The sequence below is a fragment of the Streptomyces sp. NPDC034043 genome (assembly GCF_055575675.1).
In genome coordinates this window covers 602802-620385 of record NZ_JBVISF010000002.1, presented here as the reverse complement: position 1 = coordinate 620385, position 17584 = coordinate 602802, and the positions used below count along the sequence as shown (strand labels likewise).

Genomic DNA, 17584 nt, shown 5'->3' with positions numbered 1-17584 from the left:
CGCTAAGGGGTCGCCATGTCAGCGATCAGCAACACCATCGACATCGACCGGAGGCCCGAGGAGGTCTTCGCGTACGTGACGGACCCCACGCACCTGCCGGAGTGGCAGGACAGCGCCGTGTCCGCCGTCCCGATGGGCGACCTGCCCGTGCACGTCGGTTCGAGGGTCGCCGTCACCCGGCGGTACGGCAGGCGGAGGATCCCCACGACCCTGGAGTTCACCGAGCTGGACCCGCCGAGGAGCTGGCACGTCCACGGCGTCGACGGCCCGGTCAGGCCGCACGTGCGCGGCAGGATCGAGCCCCTCGACAACGGGACCCGCTCGCGCGTCACCCTCTCCGTCGACTTCGAGGGCCACGGCCTGGGCAGGGGCCTCGTCCCCCTCGTGGTGAAGCCCAGGATGCGCAAGGAGATGCCCCGCAACGAGGAGAAGCTCAAGCACCTGCTGGAGCACTGACCGGCAGCTGTCCGCCGCTGTCAGCGGCGGACAGCCCCGGTGCCCAGGCGGAAAACGCGGAGGCCCGCGCCGTACGGCGCGGGCCTCCGGTGTGTGCCGGTACCGGGAGCGGATCAGTCCAGGTAGTCGCGCAGCACCTGCGAACGCGACGGGTGGCGCAGCTTCGACATCGTCTTCGACTCGATCTGGCGGATGCGCTCACGGGTGACCCCGTACACGCGGCCGATCTCGTCCAGCGTCTTCGGCTGGCCGTCGTTGAGGCCGTAACGCATGGAGACCACGCCGGCCTCACGCTCGGAGAGCGTGCCCAGGATCGACTGCAGCTGCTCCTGGAGGAAGGTGAAGGACACGGCGTCGGCCGGGACGACCGCCTCGGAGTCCTCGATGAGGTCACCGAACTCGCTGTCGCCCTCCTCACCCAGCGGGGTGTGCAGCGAGATCGGCTCGCGGCCGTACTTCTGGACCTCGATGACCTTCTCGGGGGTCATGTCGAGTTCCTTGCCCAGCTCCTCCGGGGTGGGCTCGCGGCCCAGGTCCTGGAGCATCTGGCGCTGCACACGGGCGAGCTTGTTGATGATCTCGACCATGTGGACGGGGATGCGGATGGTGCGCGACTGGTCGGCCATGGCGCGCGTGATCGCCTGCCGGATCCACCAGGTCGCGTACGTGGAGAACTTGAAGCCCTTGGTGTAGTCGAACTTCTCCACCGCGCGGATCAGACCGACGTTGCCCTCCTGGATCAGGTCCAGGAAGAGCATGCCGCGGCCGGTGTAGCGCTTGGCCAGCGAGACCACGAGACGGAGGTTGGCCTCCAGCAGGTGGTTCTTGGCGCGGCGGCCGTCCTCGACGAGGATCTCCAGCTCGCGCTTGAAGGCGGGCTTGTGGTCCTCCTCCTCTTCGAGCTTGTACTCGGAGAACAGACCCGCCTCGATGCGCTTGGCGAGCTCGACCTCCTGCTCGGCGTTGAGGAGCGGCACCTTGCCGATCAGCTTCAGGTAGTCCTTGACCGGGTCGGCGGTGGCACCGGCGACCATGACGGTCTGCGCCGGGGCGTCGTCCTCGTCGTCGTCGGACAGCACGAAGCCCTGGCCGGCCGCCTTGGGCGTCTCCTCCTCGGCGTCGTCGGCGAGGTCCTCGACGGCCCAGTCCTCACCCTCGACGACCGGGGTCTCGGCGTCGTCGGCGTCCTTGGCGCCGGCCTTCTTCGAGGCCGCGGTCTTCTTGGTGGCCGTCGCCTTCTTGGCGGCGGTCTTCTTGACCGCCCGCTTCTTGGGCTCGGCGGCGGCCTCGGCCGACACCTCCTGCGAAGCGGTGGCCGACGGAGCGGATATCGCCGCGGCGGCGGCCGGGGCGGGAGCGGTGGCGGAGGCCTTGCGCGCGCCGATGGGACGCGGTGCGGCGACCGCCTTCTTCGTCACGGTGCGGGCCGGGGCGGCGGCTGCCTTGCGGGGCTTCTTGGCAGCAGCCTTCGTGGCGGGGGCGGCGCTGACGTGGAGGGCGACACCCTCCTCGTCCAGGACCTGGTTCAGGCTGCGCAGGACCCGCTTCCACTGGTCCACCGGGATGCGGCCGGCCTCGAAGGCCTGGCGGACATCGTCACCGTTGATGTGACCCTGCTCGCGGCCGCGCTCGACGAGCGCGACCAGGGCCTCGGATTCGGCGATCTCCGGAGGGAACGTACGGGACGGGCTGAGCGACACAAGGAGCCTCTCGTTGCGAACAGATAAGGAGTGGGCGGGACATCATCGCGCGGACTCGGGAAACAGACCGAAGCGGGTCTGTATTCCGGGGCCGCGCGAGGACACCTGTCGGTTCATCGCCTGCCCGAGTCGATTCGTTACGCGCTGAATTGAGTGACCTGCGCCACGCTGTGCCCGCGCAACCGATCCGGCGGGGATCCGTCGGCCCTCCCGGTCACCCCTTCTTGCGGGCTTCGATGAGGAAACGGGCGGTGTGCGCGACGAACGGACCTTCGCGTCCGATCCGTTCGTGGAGCTCGCGCAGCCGCTCCCGGTACTGCCCGACCGTGAAGCCGGGCACCATCCAGATCACCTTCCGCAGGAAGTAGATCACGGCCCCGATGTCGTGGAACTCCGTACGCAGCCGCTCGGAGCGCAGGTCGACCACCTCCAGACCCGCCTTCGCGGCGTCGGCGGCCGCGTCGTCGGGGTGGCGGGCGCGGCGGACCTCCTCCGGCTGCGGGCCGAGGAAGTACTCGACGAGCTCGAAGACGCTGGCCGGACCCACCTGCTGCGAGAGGTAGGTGCCGCCCGGCACCAGCACCCGGGCGATCTCGTCCCACCAGACGGTCACCGGGTGCCGGCTGACGACCAGCTCGAAGGCCTCGTCGGCGAAGGGCAGCGGCGGCTCGTCGGGGTCCGCCACCACCACCGCGCCCAGCGGGTGCAGCAGCCGGGTCGCCTTCCGGACGTTCGGCGGCCAGGACTCCGTGGCCGCCGTCAGCGCGGGCAGCGGGCCCGCTCCGGCGAGGACCTCGCCGCCGCCGGTCTGGATGTCCAGGACGGAGCCGACCTGTCCCAGACGCTCGCCGAGCAGGCGCTGGTAGCCCCAGGAGGGCCGCTGCTCGGTGGCCCGGCCGTCGAGCCAGGAGAAGTCCCAGCCGTCCACCGAGACGGACCCGGCCTCGGCGACGAGATGGTCGAACGTGCGCGTCATGTCCCGATCGTCCCAGCTCGGTCCCCGCTCTTCCACCGGATATGTCGACTACAGTGGGCACCGGGCCGTGACTGGCGTTCGGGTGGATCACCACCGGGGAGCGGCCCGGTGTGGGCCCGCGGGGCCGTACGCCGTCTGCCGCGCGCCTGGGCGAACCGCGATCCGCAGCGACGTTCAGGAGACCCCGTGACGACTGCCCCCACCGCCACCGCCCAGCTCATGGACGGCACCGCCCTCGCCCGCCGCGTCTCGGAGCGGACCGCCGCCCTCGCGGCGAAGATCACCGAGCGCACCGGTACCGCTCCCTGCCTGGCCACCGTCCTCGTCGGCGAGGACCCGGCCTCCGTCACCTACGTACGGATGAAGCAGAACCGTTGCGCCAAGGCCGGGATCACCTCCCGCCACGTGGAGCTGCCGGCCGCGACCACCACCGAGGAGCTCGTCGCCACGATCACCGCCCTCTCCGAGGACCCGGAGATCAGCGGCATCCTGCTCCAGCACCCCGTCCCGCACCACATCGACGAGCGCGCCGCCTTCGAGGCCATCGCCCCCGGCAAGGACGTCGACGGTGTGACGATGCACTCCTTCGCCGCCATGGGCTTCGGCCTGCCCGGCTTCGTCTCCTGCACCCCCGGCGGCATCATGCGCCTGCTGGAGGAGTACGGGGTGGACCTCACCGGGAAGCACGCCGTCGTCGTCGGCCGCAGCGCGATCCTGGGCAAGCCCGCCGGGATGCTGCTGCTGGAGAAGAACGCCACCGTCACCTACTGCCACTCCCGTACCCGCGACCTGTCTTCGATCGTGCGCCAGGCGGACGTCCTGGTCGCCGCGGTCGGCAAGGCGGAGTTCATCCGGGGCGAGGACATCAAGCCCGGCGCGGTCGTCCTCGACGCCGGGTACAACGAGGGCAACGTCGGCGACGTCCACTTCGAGTCGGCCGCCGCCCGCGCCTCCCTGATCACCCCGGTGCCCGGCGGCGTCGGCCCGATGACGATCGCGGTGCTGCTGGAGCAGACCGTCCGGGCCGCCGCGGCCCAGGCCGGGCTGGACCTCGCGGACCTCTGAGGCGATCATCTTGTGGCGCGGCCCCGCGTGACGGCCGCGCCACGAGCATGGGGGGACCCGGATGGACCTGTTCGCACCGCTGGACCTTCCCGGCGGCACCACCCTCCCCAACCGTCTCGCCAAGGCCGCCATGGAGGAGAGCTTCGCCGCCCAGCCCGGCCAGCTCCCCGACACCCGCCTGGAGCGGCTGTACGCCCGCTGGGCGCGGGGCGGCGCCGGACTGGTCATCACCGGCAACGTGATGGTCGACCGGCGGGCCCTGACCTCCCCGGGCACCGTCGTCCTCGACGCGCGTTCCCCGCTGGAGCCCTTCCGCCGCTGGGCCGACGCCGCGACGTCCGGCGACGCCCGGGTCTGGATGCAGATCAACCACCCGGGCCGCCAGGTCGGCTCCGACATGCCCGGCACCGCGTGGGCCCCTTCCGCCGTCCCCATCCGCCTCGGCCGGCACACCAAGCGCTTCGCCCACCCCACCGCCATGACCGAGGCCGACATCGGCGCGACGATCGCCCGCTTCGCCCTCACCGCCCGGCGGGCCGAGGAGGCGGGCTTCCACGGGGTGCAGATCCACGCCGCGCACGGCTACCTGCTCAGCCAGTTCCTCTCCCCGCTCGTCAACCGGCGCACCGACCGCTGGGGCGGCAGCCTCGACAACCGCGTACGGATGCTCACGGAGACCGTCGGCGCCGTCCGCGCCGGCGTCTCGACGGGCTTCGCGATCGGGGTGAAGCTGAACGCCGCCGACTTCCAGCGCGGCGGTTTCGACACCGAGGAGGCCGCCCAGGTCATCACGGCCCTCGACGGCCTCGGCGTCGACCTGGTCGAGCTGTCCGGCGGGACCGTCGAGAGCCCCGCCAGCATGGGCCACACCACCGACCAGCGGACCCTGGAACGGGAGGCCTACTTCCTCTCCCTCGCGGAACACCTGCTGGGGACGGCGGCCGTGCCGCTGATGCTCACCGGCGGCATCACCCGCCGCGCCACGGCCGAGAAGGCCCTGGCCCGCGGCGTCGCCGTCGTCGGCATGGCCTCCGCCCTCGCCCTGTGCCCCGACCTGCCCCGGCGCTGGCGGGCGGGCGAGGACGCGCGGGTGGACGTGCCCCGGCTCGAGTGGCGCGACCGGAGCCTGGCGGCCGCCGGCACGCTGGCCCTCGTACGCTTCCAGCTGGACCGGCTGGCCCACGGGCTGGAACCCCGCGCCCGGGTCTCCCCCCGCTGGATCCTCACCGCGGACAACATCCGGCACCGGCGCAGGGTCCGAGCGTACGGGGCCTGGCTCTCGCGCGAGCCGGCGTGCGGCACCCCGCGGGGGACCGCCTAGAGCCGGCTCGCGGCACCCCGCGGGGGACACCGCCCCGCAGCCCGGGCCTCACCATCCGGCCCGGCGGGCCTTCCCGGTCACGGCACCGGACCCCTTCACTGCCAGATGACCGCATGCCGGGGGACGTCCCAGTAGGTGACTTGTCCGAGGACCTGCCCGGCATTGTTGATCGCGGCAGCGGAGGAGTTCTGCACGACGTGCCCGGGCTTCTCGTCGGGAAGGAAGGACGCGTTGCCGCCGATGTCCCAGATCGCGGCCCGTCGATCCGAAGAGCCGATGGCGAGGCCGGAGTCGTTGAGCTGAGGGGCCACGTGGATGTCGGTGGTCCCGGGAACGGGCTTGAGCACCACCATGCGGTCGATCTCCCAGCGGACCATGTCCGACCAGCCGTCGGCACGCCTCTGGCTGCCCAGGAACACATCGCGGTTGTTCACGTCGAAGAGCGTGCTGTCCGCGGACGATCCGGGCATGACGCGGAAGACGCAGCAGCGCAGCGCGCGGGCGGCGCGCCAGCTGCCCGTGGTGGGGTCGAACGCGCTGCCGGCGATCGTTCCCCGGTTGTTGATGTCCACGGCTCCGGAGCGCAAGGGGTCGATGCCCAGGTACGTGACCTTCCCGGTGGCATCCCAGCGCACGGCCGCGCCGAGGCCGCCGCCGAAACGGGCCCCTCCGATGATCTCCCCGCTGTCGTTGATACCGGTCGCATGGCTGCCGATGGCACCCTGAGGGCGTTCCAGGAAGGTCACCCTGCCGTCACGGTCCCAGCGCACGGCCCAGATGTCGTGGTAGAGCGTTGCCGTTCCCACCGTCACGTGCTGGTTGTTGATGTCGTCGGCCCAGGACTCCAGGTATCCGGCGGGCTCCTCCAGCCGCTTGGGCGTACCGGAGGCGTCCCACGTGACCGCGTGGTTCTTGTCGTCGGGGGTCGCGGCGTGACCGGCGATGACCCCGTCGTCAGTGATCGCCTTGGGGTCCATCCACTGGGTCCCGAGGCCGCCGAGACGGACGACCGACCCGTCGGGTTCCCACCGCACATGGGTGTGCAGTTCTCCCCGGGCGTCGCTCGCCATGCCGACGGCATGCCCGCCGTTGCTCAGGAGTTCGGGACTGTGCGTCGACGCGTACCCGTCCGGCGGCCGCAGCTCACGCATCACCCTCCCCGCTTGCGGGGCGGGTTGCGCGTCACCGGCCGTCCCCCATGGGGCGATGAGCCCCGCCGTCAGAGCCGCCGCCGTCATCAACCGCGTTGTCACAACGTCCCCCTGCACTGTTGGCGAGAGCGGGGGATCGGACGGACACCCGCTCCGACCGGACATTCTGCGTCGGGCCCTCCCCGGCCGGAAGCGCTTCCCAGGCCAGTCGCATTCAGCCAGGGCCGGGGGCCGCCGGGTCGCGCCGGCCGCTATCCTCTACGTCTTGCGTACGGGTGTGGCCTGGCGCGACGCGTCCATCCGGACTGCGGGTTGCTCGGGCGTGGCCGCCTGACGTCGTCCGAGGGACTGGACGGAAGGCGGCCTCTGGTTCTGCCTGCACGCAGCACTTCTCGCGGTCTGCTCGGACTCGCCCGTGGCATCATCTGCCTCCGACGGCTCGGGCTCGCAGTCACAGTCCAGCAGTAAGCTCCCGGCGCATGACCTACCCCCCATACGACACGCCCGCGACACGTTGCCGCGAGCCCCTCCCCGAGCCCAAGGCCGGGGAGAGGGACGACAACATGCTGATCGAGAGGCTGCGGGCTCGCGCGTGGGACCCGGGCCGGCGCTTCGACGCAGCAGACGTCCCTGTCGCATGGATAACCGAGCGCTACGGCAGCGAGCGGTTGGACCAGGACCGAGACGACATCGTGTCGTACGGCAGCAACGGGACAGTCCAGCTCAAGGCAGGGGCCGAGGAGGTGGCCGTCTACTACGCCGATGCTGCCCGTGGACCGCTGTTCCCGCCGATCGCCCCGGCCGAGGTGGAGAAGGCGGAGCGACGAATCGGACGCCCCCTCCCCGAACTGCTGCGGCGCGTTTACACCGAGGTCGCCAACGGTGGCTTCGGCCCCGACAGCGGGCTCGCCTCCCTGACCGAGGGCAACCGTCCACTCGGGCACCTCCACGACTGGCCGTGTGCGGTCAGCATCCACGAACGGAACCGGACTCGGGGTGTGCCGGCGTCGTGGCTCCACCTCGCGTACGGCGGCTGCACGATGGAGTGGCACCTCTCGTTGACTGCGGTCGACAACCCGGTGCTCCTTTACGACGCTGACGGTTGGGAGCCCGCATGGGGCGAAGACCCGCATGACGGCCTGCGACATTCGTCGTCATCACTGCGACGTTGGCTCTGGATCTGGGCTGATGGCGGCGACGTATGGAACGAGGTCCTCAACCGCCGCTCCGACTGGTAAGGGCTGTCCCGTATCCGCGGTGGGTCAGTGCGCGGTATCGGATGCGGTGCATCCCGAGGCGGAGAGTCGTCCTCATACTGGGCTTATTTGGGCGATCCCGGCAAAGCGGCGAGTTGCCGTAGCCGGCGCCGCGCGCCCGCCGGGGATTACCGGACGGCCCTCAGCCGAGCGTCCCCCTGCGGGCCGCCTCCACGATCGGGGAGTGGCGGAACTCCCGGGCCAGCGCGGCCAGGGGCTGGCCGTCGAGGCGGTACGGGGCGGGTTCCGCGGCGTCCGTAGCGGGGGCGCCCGCACCCTCGGCGGCGGCCCGGACCCGGCAGGCGGCGGCCAGCATGGCCGCGTCCGCCACCACGGAGGCTTCCGCCTCCGTCAGGCCCCGGCGGCGCGCGGCCCCGTACGCCGCCGACCGTACGGCGGGGTCGAACCAGCTCGCGAGGGCCAGCAGCCCGTCGTCGATCACCGACTCCCGGTGGATCAGCCGGATCCCGACCGGCGACCACCAGGTCAGCGGGACCGGCGTCACGCCGCGGTGCGCGAAGCCGCGCAGGGCCCGCCACAGCGGGCGCAGCCGCCGGTACTGGCTGAAGTCCCGCCAGACGGCCGAACCGCCGGCCATCGGGACGATGAACCCGGTGCCCACCAGCAGCGCCGCCGCCGAGGCGAGCGGCGGGGCCACGTACGTGGACAGGCCGTCCCAGTCGTGGCCCGCCCAGCGGGCCCCCACCGCCGCCCACTTCGCGACGAGGTACCCGAGGTCCAGCACCCCGCCCAGGGTGAGCAGCGCCAGCCCGGTCCGCAGCGGCCGCAGCGCGGGATCGACCCGCAGCATCCACTTCAGGCACAGCACGCTCAGCGCGGCGCTGCCGGCGGTGTGCGCCAGCAGGTAGCAGACGATCATCTCGCGCAGCCACGGGGTGTTCGCGTAGTACGTGTCCAGGTCCCGCAGCCGCTCCACGGGCGCGTCCCCGATCACGAACAGGGCCGTGATCAGCACGGTGACCGCGCCGAACACCCCCACCGTCACCCAGGTCGCCCGCCGCAGCCGCGCGGCCGGGCCTCCCGCCCAGTGCAGGATCAGCACGATGGAGGCGCCCGAGAAGGCGGTCAGTACGCCGTACACCAGCGGGGCGGCGAAGTTGACGACGCCGGTGAGCCTGTTGACCGCCGCGAGGGACGGCGGGGCCGCCAGGAAGGTGAGCAGGCAGCCGGCCACCAGCAGCGCGCACACGGCCCGCATCAGCGGCTGGTCCCAGCCCCGGCGCAGGGCCGGGGCCTTGATCAGCAGGGCCAGCACCATCACCGTCCCCGCCAGGTAGAGGGGCAGGCCGTCCTTCACCGCGAGCGGCCGGGGGTCCCGGTACCGGCGGCCGGCACGGAAGCGGGGGAGGGGGCCGGGGTGGCGGCACGGTGGCGGGGGCACGTGGGGGGCATGCGCGGTGCTTTCCTTCGGAGGGTGCGGCGAGGGCGGAGCCCGTGGGGCTCCGGGCGTCGGGGGGACGCGGTCAACGACCCCAGCCGAGGGAGGACTTGATGCGTTCGATCTCCTCGGAGGAGGGCTGCTGCCGGGGCGGGGGCAGGAAGGGCTTCAGGATCTTGCCGAGGTGCAGGCCGAAGGTCTCGGCCCGGATCTCGGCCGGGTCCTCCCGGTCGGCGCGGGCGGCCGCCTGACGGACCACCGAGTCCAGTGCGGAGTCCGGGCGCAGCAGGTCCGTGAGGCTGCCGCGGGGGCCCGTCAGGCGGGCGGCCACCGCCATGCCGGGGCCGTGGCCGTCGCAGGCGCCCTCCTCGATGTGCCACAGCTCGTGGCAGGCGATGACCAGCTGGTGCTCGGGCCGGGTGCGGGCCTCCACTACGACCAGGTCGCGTTCCTCCAGCTCCAGCCACAGCCCGCTGGCCGTTTCCGGCGGGAACGGGGCGAAGCGGAAGTCCACCGGCCGGCCGCAGCTACGGCGCCGCCCGAAGGCCGCGCACAGGCCCCCGATGATCTCGGCGACCCCGGCGGGGGCCGTGAGCCGGGCTTCCGCCAGCAGTTCGGCGCCGAGCTTCCGCATGCTCCGTGTGGTCCTCATCGCGCTTCCCCCTCGGCGGTACGGTCGGGCGCACGGCCCGCGGCTCCGGCCCGGGACCACCGGTCAGGCCCGCCGGCACCGCCGCGTGGCGGGCCCCGGCACCGCCCGGGCCGGGTCGGGCGGCGGCTCGCACCGGAGGTTCTCCGTAGGGCGGCGAGGCGTTCGGGCCGGTGGCTCGGTGTGACTAGGTGTGACTAGGTGTGGCTCGGTGTGGCTCGGTGCGGTGAAGCCTAACCGCCTGTCCCGCCCCCAACCACCGCGTCCCCCGCACGCGCCGCCGGGACGGCCCGCGCCCCGCGCGGATGAGGTGCGGATGAGGCGCGGGTGAGGTGCCGGCACCGCCATGACCCCGGAGGTAATCGACCCCGGCCGGGGCCCGGCGGCACAGTGGGGTCATCGGGTTCCGGGGCCGCGCACTCGGCTCCGGAACCCGTCCCCACCAGCACGTCCGACCCCCGATGGAGGCTGATCCGCCCATGTCCGCGACCCTGCTCGGCAGCATCGCCCGCACCACCGTCCCGCAGACCATGCTGCGCCGCTTCCTCGCCCTCGACGCGGTCGTCACCACCGGCAACGGCCTGGCCTACGCGCTCTTCCCGGCCCCGCTCGGCCGGCTCCTCGGCGTCGGCACGAGCACCCTCCTCGGCCTCGGCCTCTTCCTCACCGCGTTCGGCGCCGGAGTGGCCTGGCTGGCCTCGCGCCGCCGCCCGCCGGTCTTCCCGGTGAAGTTCGTCATCGAGGCCAACTACGTCTGGGCCGCGCTCAGTCTGGTCTCGCTCGCCGCCTGGTTCTCGCCGACCGCGGCCGGCGCGGTGTGGATCCCGGCGCAGGCCCTCACCGTCGCCTCCTTCGCGCTCCTCCAGCAGCTGGCGCTGCGCTCGGCCGGCTCAGGGGCCCAGTGAGCGCAGGTACTTCACCGTCGCCGGGTCGGCCGGGAGGAAGGTCTCGATCGCCAGCTCGGCGACGGTCACGTCCATCGGCGTGTTGAAGGTCGCGATCGACGAGACGAAGGACAGCAGGTGCCCGTCGTGCTCGATCACCATCGGGAGCGCGATGTACGGGACGTGCTCGTCCGGTCCACCGCCGCCCGGGCGTTCCGGCACCGGGTAGACGGACACCTCCTCGTACAGCGCGCGCAGCGGCGCGGAGCGGGCCAGCGCGATCTGCCGCTCCATCTGGGCCAGCAGGTGCGCGCGCCACTGCCCGAGGTTGCGGATCCGCGGGGCGAGGCCCTCCGGGTGCAGGGTGATCCGCATGGCGTTCAGCGGCGGGGTCAGCAGGTGCTCCGGCAGCCCGTCCAGCAGCATGGCGATGCCCCGGTTGGCGGCCACCACGTCGTACACGGCGTCGACGACCAGCGCCGGGTAGGGCTCGTAGCCGGTCAGCAGCCGCTGGACGCCCTCGCGCAGGGTGTCCATGGCCGGGTCGTCGAGCGCGGTGTGCGGGTAGTGCGGGGCGTAACCCGCGGCGAGCAGCAGCGCGTTGCGCTCCCGTACGGGCACGTCGAGCCGGTCGGCGAGCCGCAGCACCATCTCCTCGCTCGGCCGGGACCGCCCGGTCTCGATGAAGCTGATGTGCCGGGACGAGGAGCCGGCGCGGCCCGCCAGCTCCAGCTGGCTGACCCCGCGCCGCTCCCGCCATGTCCGCAGCAGGGCGCCGAGCGTGGGCGTGGTGGAGGCCGTGATGCTCATGACCACGACGGTAACCCGCGCGGCGGCGCTCCGGTCAGCCCAGGTCGAAGACGTTCCGCAGGCCGAGACGGTAGCGCCACAGGTCGTGCCGTTTCGCGGACTCCAGCTCCGGGGGGCGGTAGCGCGGGATGACCGCGCACCGGGGCGCCGTCGAAGCGTCCCGGTCCAGCAGGGCGTTGACCGCGGCGCGGGCCGAGGCGTTCGCGCCCTCCATCGTCGCCAGGTCGATGTCGACGGCCACGTAGTCGCCGCTGAGGAAGAAGTTGGGGACGCGGGTGTCCGCGCTCGGCCGGTCGTGGAAGGTGCCGGTCGGGTGGATCAGCAGCTCGTCCTGGTTGGTGGGTTCCGGGGTGCCCAGGCCGTCCACGCCCGGGTCCAGGAACCACGAGTGCAGGGTGCGGTCGGCCAGCAGGGTCCGCCCGGTGTCGTTGAGGGAGGCCTTCAGCTGGGCCCACACCTCGCGCGCCACCTCCTCCCGGGTGCACTGCTTGGCCGTCTTCCCGTACAGGATGCCGGGCTTGTCCCACTCCGAGATGTCCACCGACAGGCAGTCCACGGCCGTGCCGTCGCCGTAGTCGGCCGGGAAGTCGCGGGCCGGCCAGTGCGCGGCCTGCTGGATCGCCGTCAACGACCAAGGGGAGTCTATGCAGTTGAAGTGCCCGTGCACCAACGGGGCGCGCTCGGTCAGGTAGAACTGGATGCCGGTCATCCAGTCGGTCCGCAGCCGGTCGCAGCGCCCCAGCATCGGGTCGGCGGCCCGCAGTGCCGCGCTCCAGGTGCGGCGGGCGTGCTCCACGGGCAGGGCGCTGACGTAGTGGTCGGCGGTGACGGTCCGCCGGGCCCCGTCGGGGTCCAGGACCGCGACCCCGCTCACGCGGCCGTCCCCGTACCGGACCTCCTGGACGGTCCAGCCGATCCGGAACTCCACGCCGAGGGAGCGCAGGTGCCGCTCCCAGGGGTCGATCCACGCCTCGTTGGTGGGGAGGTTCAGGATCCGGTCCGGCGGGCCGTCCGCGCCCCGGCCGAGCGCGTTGCAGACGAAGGCCTCCCCGAGGGTGCCGACGGTGCGGGTCGAGGCCTCCTCGGCCTTGGTGGCGACGATGTTGCGGGTGATGCCGACGGCCAGGATGCGCTGGTACTCGGCCGACATCCGCGCGGCCCGGGTGAACTCCCACCACGGGGTGCGCTCCCACACCTCGTCACGGCGCTCGTCGCAGCTGGTGAGGAAGACCAGCACCCGGTTGACGAAGTACGCCGTCTCGTGCGCGGGCAGCCGTACCAGGGACTCCAGGATGCCGGTCAGGGCGCGCCGCAGCTCCTCCGGCGTCAGCTCGGCGGGGGAGTGGCCGGGCCAGGGGATGGGTGTGCGCAGGTCCTCGCGTCCGGCGGACCGGGCGAACATCATCTCGGGCGGGGCCACCAGGTTGTCCCACACGCCGTTGGCGTTGCCGGGGAAGGGGATCCGCCGCATGGTGTCCGGGAGGTTGTGGTAGATCCCCGGGATGAAGCGGAAGCCGTGTTCGGCCGGCAGGGGTCTGCGGCCTCCCCGGGCGCTGCCGGGCACGTCCATGCTGCGGGCCTTGCCGCCCAGGGCCCGGCGCTCGTACACCGTGACGGCGTAGCCGCGTTCCGCCAGCTCGTGCGCGGCGGTCAGCCCGGCCACCCCGCCGCCGAGGACGGCGACCGCCCGCCGGTGCGCCGCCGGCGGGCCGGGGACCGCCGCGGCCGGTGCGGCGAGGGCCCCGAGGGCCGGGAGGGTGCCCGCGGCGGCCGCCGCGCCCGCGATGAACGTACGCCTGGAGCTCCCCGTGCCGCCCGCACCCTCCGTGCCGCCGGTGTCCTCGGTGCCGCCCGTGCCTTCCGTGCCGCTCACGCCGCCCGTGCCGTCCGTACCGGCCATGCCCGCCTCCTTGTTACCGGTGGTAATGCTTGGTCCGGCGCTGGAGCATAGGGCGGCCGGCCGGGGCGCGGAAGCGTACGGAAGCACCCGGGCGCACTATGGCGGGAAAGGTTCACCACGGCGCGCGCCGTGGAAAACTGACTGCACATCACAGGAGCACGGCCAGGACGACCGGGAAGGAGACAGCGGATGCCGAGCGAGCCGCTTTCGCAGAAGGAGATCGAGGACCGGCTCCGGGAACTCCCCGGCTGGACCTTCGAGGACGACCGGATCGAGCGCACGTACCGCGTGGACACGCACCGGGCCGCCACCGCCCTCGTCGTCCACGTCGCCGTGGTCCAGGACGAACTCAACCACCACTCCGAGCTCACCCTCGGCTACAACACCGTCCGCCTCTCGGTGAACAGTCACGACGCCGGAGGCGTGGTCACGGAGAAGGACTTCGGCCTCGCCGAACGCGTCGAGGCCCTCGCCCCGGCCCACGGCGCGAGCTGACGCCGCCCCACGCCCCCCGCCGCACGTCAGACGGGTTCCAGCCGCCACCACTGGGAGGGCGAGTCGGTGTCCTCGCCCTGCCGGGTCCGGCCGTCGCCGTCGGCCTCCAGCGGCAGCCCGCTGATGCACGCGATCAGGGACACCACCCCCGGATCGTCCAGGTGCTCCTCCACGAGCCACTCCTGCGCGCCGAAGGCGTTGGCGCGCCAGACCTGTACGCGGGCTCCGCTCTCGGCCGAGGCGTTCGCTACGTCCAGGCGCCGGCCGTTGTCCTCGCTCACCACGTGGAAGACCCCGCCGCCGCTGTGCACGGCGGAGATCCGCCACCGCCGGGCCGCCGCCGGGGCGGGCGGCCCGTCGGGGCCCACCCGTACCCGGGAGGCACCCTCGAGCTGGAGCACCAGCCCGCTGTCCACGTTGCGGATCCGGTAGATCCCGTCAGGAAGGTTCACGCGCGCCTCAGTTGTCGAAGACGGCCGGATCCGGCCCGATCCGGTGCCCGTCCGCCCCCAGCGCGTCCAGCGCCGCCAGGTCGTCGGCGTCCAGCTCGAAGCCGAAGACGTCCAGGTTCTCGCGGATCCGGGCCGGGGTCACCGACTTCGGGATCACGACGTTGCCCAGCTGGAGGTGCCAGCGCAGCACCACCTGCGCGGCGCTGCGGCCGTGCCGGGCGGCGACCGAGGCCACCGCCGGCAGACCGAGGAGCTCCTTGCCCTGGCCGAGCGGGGACCAGGCCTCGGTGGCGATGCCCAGGGAGGCGTGCAGGGCGCGCATCTCGGCCTGCGGGAACAGCGGGTGCAGCTCGATCTGGTTCACCGCCGGGACCAGCGGGCTCTCGGCCCGCAGCCGCTCCAGGTCCTCCGCACGGAAGTTCGACACGCCGACCGCCCGGGCCCGGCCGCTCGCCGCGATCTCCTCGAAGGTCTTCCAGATGGTCACGAAGTCGTCGCGCATCGGGCGCGGCCAGTGGATCAAGTACAGGTCGACGTGGTCCAGGCGCAGCTTGCCGAGCGAGTCTTCGAAGGCGCGCAGCGTCTCGTCCCGGCCCCACCGGTGCCGGGAGCCGTTCCACAGCTTGGTGGTGACGAACAGTTCCTCGCGCGGGATCCCCGAGGCGGCGAGGGCCTTGCCGGTGCCCCGCTCGTTGCCGTACGCCGCCGCCGTGTCGACGCTGCGGTAGCCGGCCTCCAGCGCGGTGGCGACGGCCTTCTGGGCCTCGGAGTCCGGCACCTGCCAGACGCCGTAGCCGAGCTGGGGCATGGATGTGCCGTTGTTGAGCCGGACGGCGGGCACCTGGTTCACGTCGGTCGTTCCCTCGGGTCGGTGGTGCGGTGCGGTGCGGCCGCGCCGTGCCACGGCGTACGCCGGGCGGCAACAGGCCCCGCGCCCAGCCTATTCCCGCCGCCCGTCCGCCACGTCCGGGGCGCGGCGGTCCCGGGGTCCGGCGGGTGCCCGGTGCCGGCGACGGGGCCGACGGCGGGATCCCGGCGCGCGCCCCTACGCCGTCCCCAGGTACGCCTCCCGCACCCGCGGGTCCGCCCGCACCTCGGCCGGGGTGCCCTCGGCGAGGACGGAGCCCAGGTCCCGCTCCCGCGCTCCCGGCGTCGCGGCTGGAGGTGCTGACCGGGCGGGAGCGTCAGATCCCTCTGCCCGACGGTGCCTGTGACGGGTACAGGGCCGCGACCTCCCGCGCGTACGCCTTCTCGATGGCCCCCCGCTTCAGCTTCAGCGAAGGCGTCAGCAGTCCGCGCTCCTCCGTGAACTGCTCGGCCAGCACCCGGAAGACGCGGATCCCCTCGGCCTGCGAGACCAGGGTGTTGGCGGCCACCACCGCGCGCCGGACCTCCGCCGTCAGCTCCGGGTCGTCCGCCACCTGCTCGGCCGTCCGCTGGGGCAGCTTGCGCACGGACAGCCAGTGCGCGACCCCCTCCATGTCCAGGGTCACCAGCGCGGCGACGAACGGCCGGTCGTTGCCGACCAGGACGCACTGCGACACCAGCGGATGCGAACGCACCCGCTCCTCCAGGGCCGCCGGCGCCACGCTCTTGCCGTTGGAGGTCACCAGGATCTCCTTCTTGCGCCCGGTGATGATCAGGTACCCGTCCTCGTCCAGCCGGCCCAGGTCGCCGGTCGCCAGCCAGCCGTCGCGCAGCACCTCCGCCGTGGACCGCGGATCGCCCAGGTACCCCGAGAAGACGTGACCGCCGCGCAGCCACACCTCCCCGTCGTCGGCGATGTGGACCGTGGTGCCCGGGATCGGCGGGCCCACCGTCCCGTACTTGACCGCCCCCGGCGGATTGGCGGTCGCCGCCGCGCAGGACTCCGTCAGCCCGTACCCCTCGAAGACCGTGATCCCGGCCCCGTCGAAGAACAGCCCCAGCCGGCGCGGCATCGCCGAACCACCCGACATCGCGTACCGCAGCCTGCCCCCGAGGGCCTCGCGGAGCTTCCCGTACACCAGCCTCTCGAAGACCCGGTGCTCCATCCGCAGCGCCGCCGAAGGCCCCGGACCGCTCCTGAACGCCTTCTCCTCCCGCGCCCGCGCGTACCGCACGGCCGTCTCCACCGCCCGGTCGAAGGGCCCCCCGCGCCCCTCCGCCTCCGCCCTGCGCCGCGCCGCCGCGAAGATCTTCTCGAAGACGTACGGGACCCCCAGCACGAAGGTCGGTCTGAAGGCGGCGAGATCCGGCAGGAGTTCGGCGGCGGCCACCGCCGGCTGGTGCCCCAGCTTCACCCCGGCCCGTACGGCGGCCACCTCCACCATCCGCCCGAACACGTGGGCCAGCGGCAGGAAGAGCAGCGTCGACGGCTGCCGCCCGTCCGGCCCGGCCCGGAAGACCGGCTCCCACCGCTCCACCAGCGTGTCGGCCTCGAACATGAAGTTGCCGTGGGTGAGTACGCAGCCCTTCGGCCGGCCCGTGGTCCCCGAGGTGTAGATGACGGTCGCGACGGCGTCCGGGGTCACCGCCCCGCGGTGGCGGTGCACCACGTCCTCGGCCACCCCCCGGCCGGCCGCCACCAGTTCGTCCACCGCCCCCGCGTCCAGCTGCCACAGCAGCCGCAGCCCCGGCAGCCGCTCGATCACCGACCCGACCGTCATCGCCTGGTCCTCGTTCTCCACCAGACACGCCGTGCACGCGGAGTCGTACAGGATCCAGTGCACTTGCTCCGCCGACGACGTCGGGTACACGGGCACCGGCTGCGCCCCGATCGCCCACAGCGCGAAGTCGAACAGCGTCCACTCGTAGCGGGTACGGGACATCACGGCGACCCGGTCACCGAAACGGACCCCCTGCGCCAGCAGCCCCTTGGCGAGCGCGAGGACCTCCCCGGCCAGCCGGCGGGCGGTCACGTCCCGCCAGACGCCGTCCGCCTTGCACCCGAGCACCACATGGTCCGGGTCCCGCCCGGCACGCTGGAAGACGGTGTCGGCGAGGCCTCCGGCCGTCGCGCCGGTGACCAGGGGTGGGACGGTGAACTCGCGCACGTTCCGCTCCTCTGCGTGCAGGGCGCCGAGACGCT

General features: G+C 73.0%; 17 protein-coding genes and 1 riboswitch. Of the genes, 6 read left to right on the top strand and 11 right to left on the bottom strand.

Annotated elements, in window-relative coordinates:
- Positions 1–15 precede the first annotated feature (15 nt).
- Positions 16–456 carry an SRPBCC family protein gene (locus ACZ51S_RS07475; protein ID WP_468802434.1) on the top strand — a complete coding sequence of 147 codons (441 nt, stop codon included), beginning with the start codon at positions 16–18 and terminating at the stop codon, positions 454–456.
- A 113-nt stretch (positions 457–569) separates the two neighbouring features.
- Here ACZ51S_RS07475 and ACZ51S_RS07470 read toward each other — a convergent pair whose 3' ends face one another.
- Both ACZ51S_RS07470 and ACZ51S_RS07465 read right to left on the bottom strand, forming a co-directional pair.
- Positions 570–2156, bottom strand: coding sequence for an RNA polymerase sigma factor (locus ACZ51S_RS07470; protein WP_388942593.1), 1587 nt, complete (start codon positions 2154–2156; stop codon positions 570–572).
- A 214-nt stretch (positions 2157–2370) separates the two neighbouring features.
- Positions 2371–3132 carry a methyltransferase domain-containing protein gene (locus ACZ51S_RS07465; RefSeq protein ID WP_468802435.1) on the bottom strand — a complete coding sequence of 254 codons (762 nt, stop codon included), beginning with the start codon at positions 3130–3132 and terminating at the stop codon, positions 2371–2373.
- A 57-nt stretch (positions 3133–3189) separates the two neighbouring features.
- Positions 3190–3291, top strand: a riboswitch (ZMP/ZTP riboswitch).
- A 60-nt stretch (positions 3292–3351) separates the two neighbouring features.
- Between ACZ51S_RS07465 and ACZ51S_RS07460 the strand changes: the two genes are divergently transcribed.
- Together ACZ51S_RS07460 and ACZ51S_RS07455 are read left to right on the top strand one after the other, a co-directional pair.
- Positions 3352–4197 (top strand): bifunctional 5,10-methylenetetrahydrofolate dehydrogenase/5,10-methenyltetrahydrofolate cyclohydrolase, encoded by an 846-nt coding sequence (locus ACZ51S_RS07460; protein WP_468173116.1) that lies wholly within the window; start codon positions 3352–3354, stop codon positions 4195–4197.
- 61 nt (positions 4198–4258) lie between these two features.
- Positions 4259–5518 (top strand): NADH:flavin oxidoreductase/NADH oxidase family protein, encoded by a 1260-nt coding sequence (locus tag ACZ51S_RS07455; protein ID WP_468960058.1) that lies wholly within the window; start codon positions 4259–4261, stop codon positions 5516–5518.
- Between the two features lie 95 nt (positions 5519–5613).
- Here the strand turns inward: ACZ51S_RS07455 and ACZ51S_RS07450 are convergent, their stop codons facing one another.
- The gene (locus tag ACZ51S_RS07450; protein WP_468960055.1) at positions 5614–6669 is read right to left on the bottom strand and encodes a hypothetical protein; all 1056 of its coding nucleotides are present in this window, start codon (positions 6667–6669) and stop codon (positions 5614–5616) included.
- Between the two features lie 563 nt (positions 6670–7232).
- Between ACZ51S_RS07450 and ACZ51S_RS07445 the strand changes: the two genes are divergently transcribed.
- Positions 7233–7907, top strand: a complete 675-nt coding sequence (locus ACZ51S_RS07445; RefSeq protein WP_468960054.1) for a hypothetical protein — start codon at positions 7233–7235, stop codon at positions 7905–7907.
- Positions 7908–8067: 160 nt separating this feature from the next.
- Here ACZ51S_RS07445 and ACZ51S_RS07440 read toward each other — a convergent pair whose 3' ends face one another.
- On the bottom strand, positions 8068–9327 hold the full coding sequence (locus ACZ51S_RS07440; RefSeq protein WP_468479229.1) for an MAB_1171c family putative transporter: 1260 nt from the start codon (positions 9325–9327) through the stop codon (positions 8068–8070).
- An 82-nt stretch (positions 9328–9409) separates the two neighbouring features.
- The gene (locus tag ACZ51S_RS07435) at positions 9410–9976 is read right to left on the bottom strand and encodes a toxin-antitoxin system, toxin component (RefSeq protein WP_468802439.1); all 567 of its coding nucleotides are present in this window, start codon (positions 9974–9976) and stop codon (positions 9410–9412) included.
- Between the two features lie 476 nt (positions 9977–10452).
- Between ACZ51S_RS07435 and ACZ51S_RS07430 the strand changes: the two genes are divergently transcribed.
- Entirely contained in the window at positions 10453–10878 is a 426-nt protein-coding gene (locus ACZ51S_RS07430; RefSeq protein WP_468479227.1) for a hypothetical protein, read from the top strand.
- Here the strand turns inward: ACZ51S_RS07430 and ACZ51S_RS07425 are convergent.
- Together ACZ51S_RS07425 and ACZ51S_RS07420 are read right to left on the bottom strand one after the other, a co-directional pair.
- A complete protein-coding gene (locus tag ACZ51S_RS07425; protein ID WP_468802441.1) occupies positions 10864–11667 on the bottom strand; it encodes a helix-turn-helix domain-containing protein in 804 nt (267 codons plus the stop codon). The genes ACZ51S_RS07430 and ACZ51S_RS07425 overlap by 15 nt on opposite strands.
- A 34-nt stretch (positions 11668–11701) precedes the next feature.
- The gene (locus ACZ51S_RS07420; protein ID WP_468960052.1) at positions 11702–13567 is read right to left on the bottom strand and encodes a hydroxysqualene dehydroxylase; all 1866 of its coding nucleotides are present in this window, start codon (positions 13565–13567) and stop codon (positions 11702–11704) included.
- Between the two features lie 189 nt (positions 13568–13756).
- Here ACZ51S_RS07420 and ACZ51S_RS07415 point away from each other — a divergent pair, with 189 nt between their 5' ends.
- Complete coding sequence (locus tag ACZ51S_RS07415) at positions 13757–14062, top strand: 4a-hydroxytetrahydrobiopterin dehydratase (RefSeq protein WP_468479224.1); 306 nt, start codon at positions 13757–13759, stop codon at positions 14060–14062.
- A gap of 26 nt (positions 14063–14088) precedes the next feature.
- Here ACZ51S_RS07415 and ACZ51S_RS07410 read toward each other — a convergent pair whose 3' ends face one another.
- The 4 genes from ACZ51S_RS07410 to ACZ51S_RS07395 all read right to left on the bottom strand — a co-directional run bounded on the left by ACZ51S_RS07410 (position 14089) and on the right by ACZ51S_RS07395 (position 17549).
- Positions 14089–14514, bottom strand: a complete 426-nt coding sequence (locus ACZ51S_RS07410; protein ID WP_468802443.1) for an RICIN domain-containing protein — start codon at positions 14512–14514, stop codon at positions 14089–14091.
- Between the two features lie 7 nt (positions 14515–14521).
- Positions 14522–15364: an aldo/keto reductase gene (locus ACZ51S_RS07405; protein WP_468960049.1), complete on the bottom strand. Its 843-nt coding sequence runs from the start codon at positions 15362–15364 to the stop codon at positions 14522–14524.
- Between the two features lie 195 nt (positions 15365–15559).
- Positions 15560–15643, bottom strand: a complete 84-nt coding sequence (locus ACZ51S_RS07400) for an ABC transporter ATP-binding protein C-terminal domain-containing protein (protein WP_468480152.1) — start codon at positions 15641–15643, stop codon at positions 15560–15562.
- Positions 15644–15698: 55 nt separating this feature from the next.
- Positions 15699–17549 (bottom strand): AMP-dependent synthetase/ligase, encoded by a 1851-nt coding sequence (locus ACZ51S_RS07395; RefSeq protein WP_468960047.1) that lies wholly within the window; start codon positions 17547–17549, stop codon positions 15699–15701.
- Positions 17550–17584: the final 35 nt, after the last annotated feature.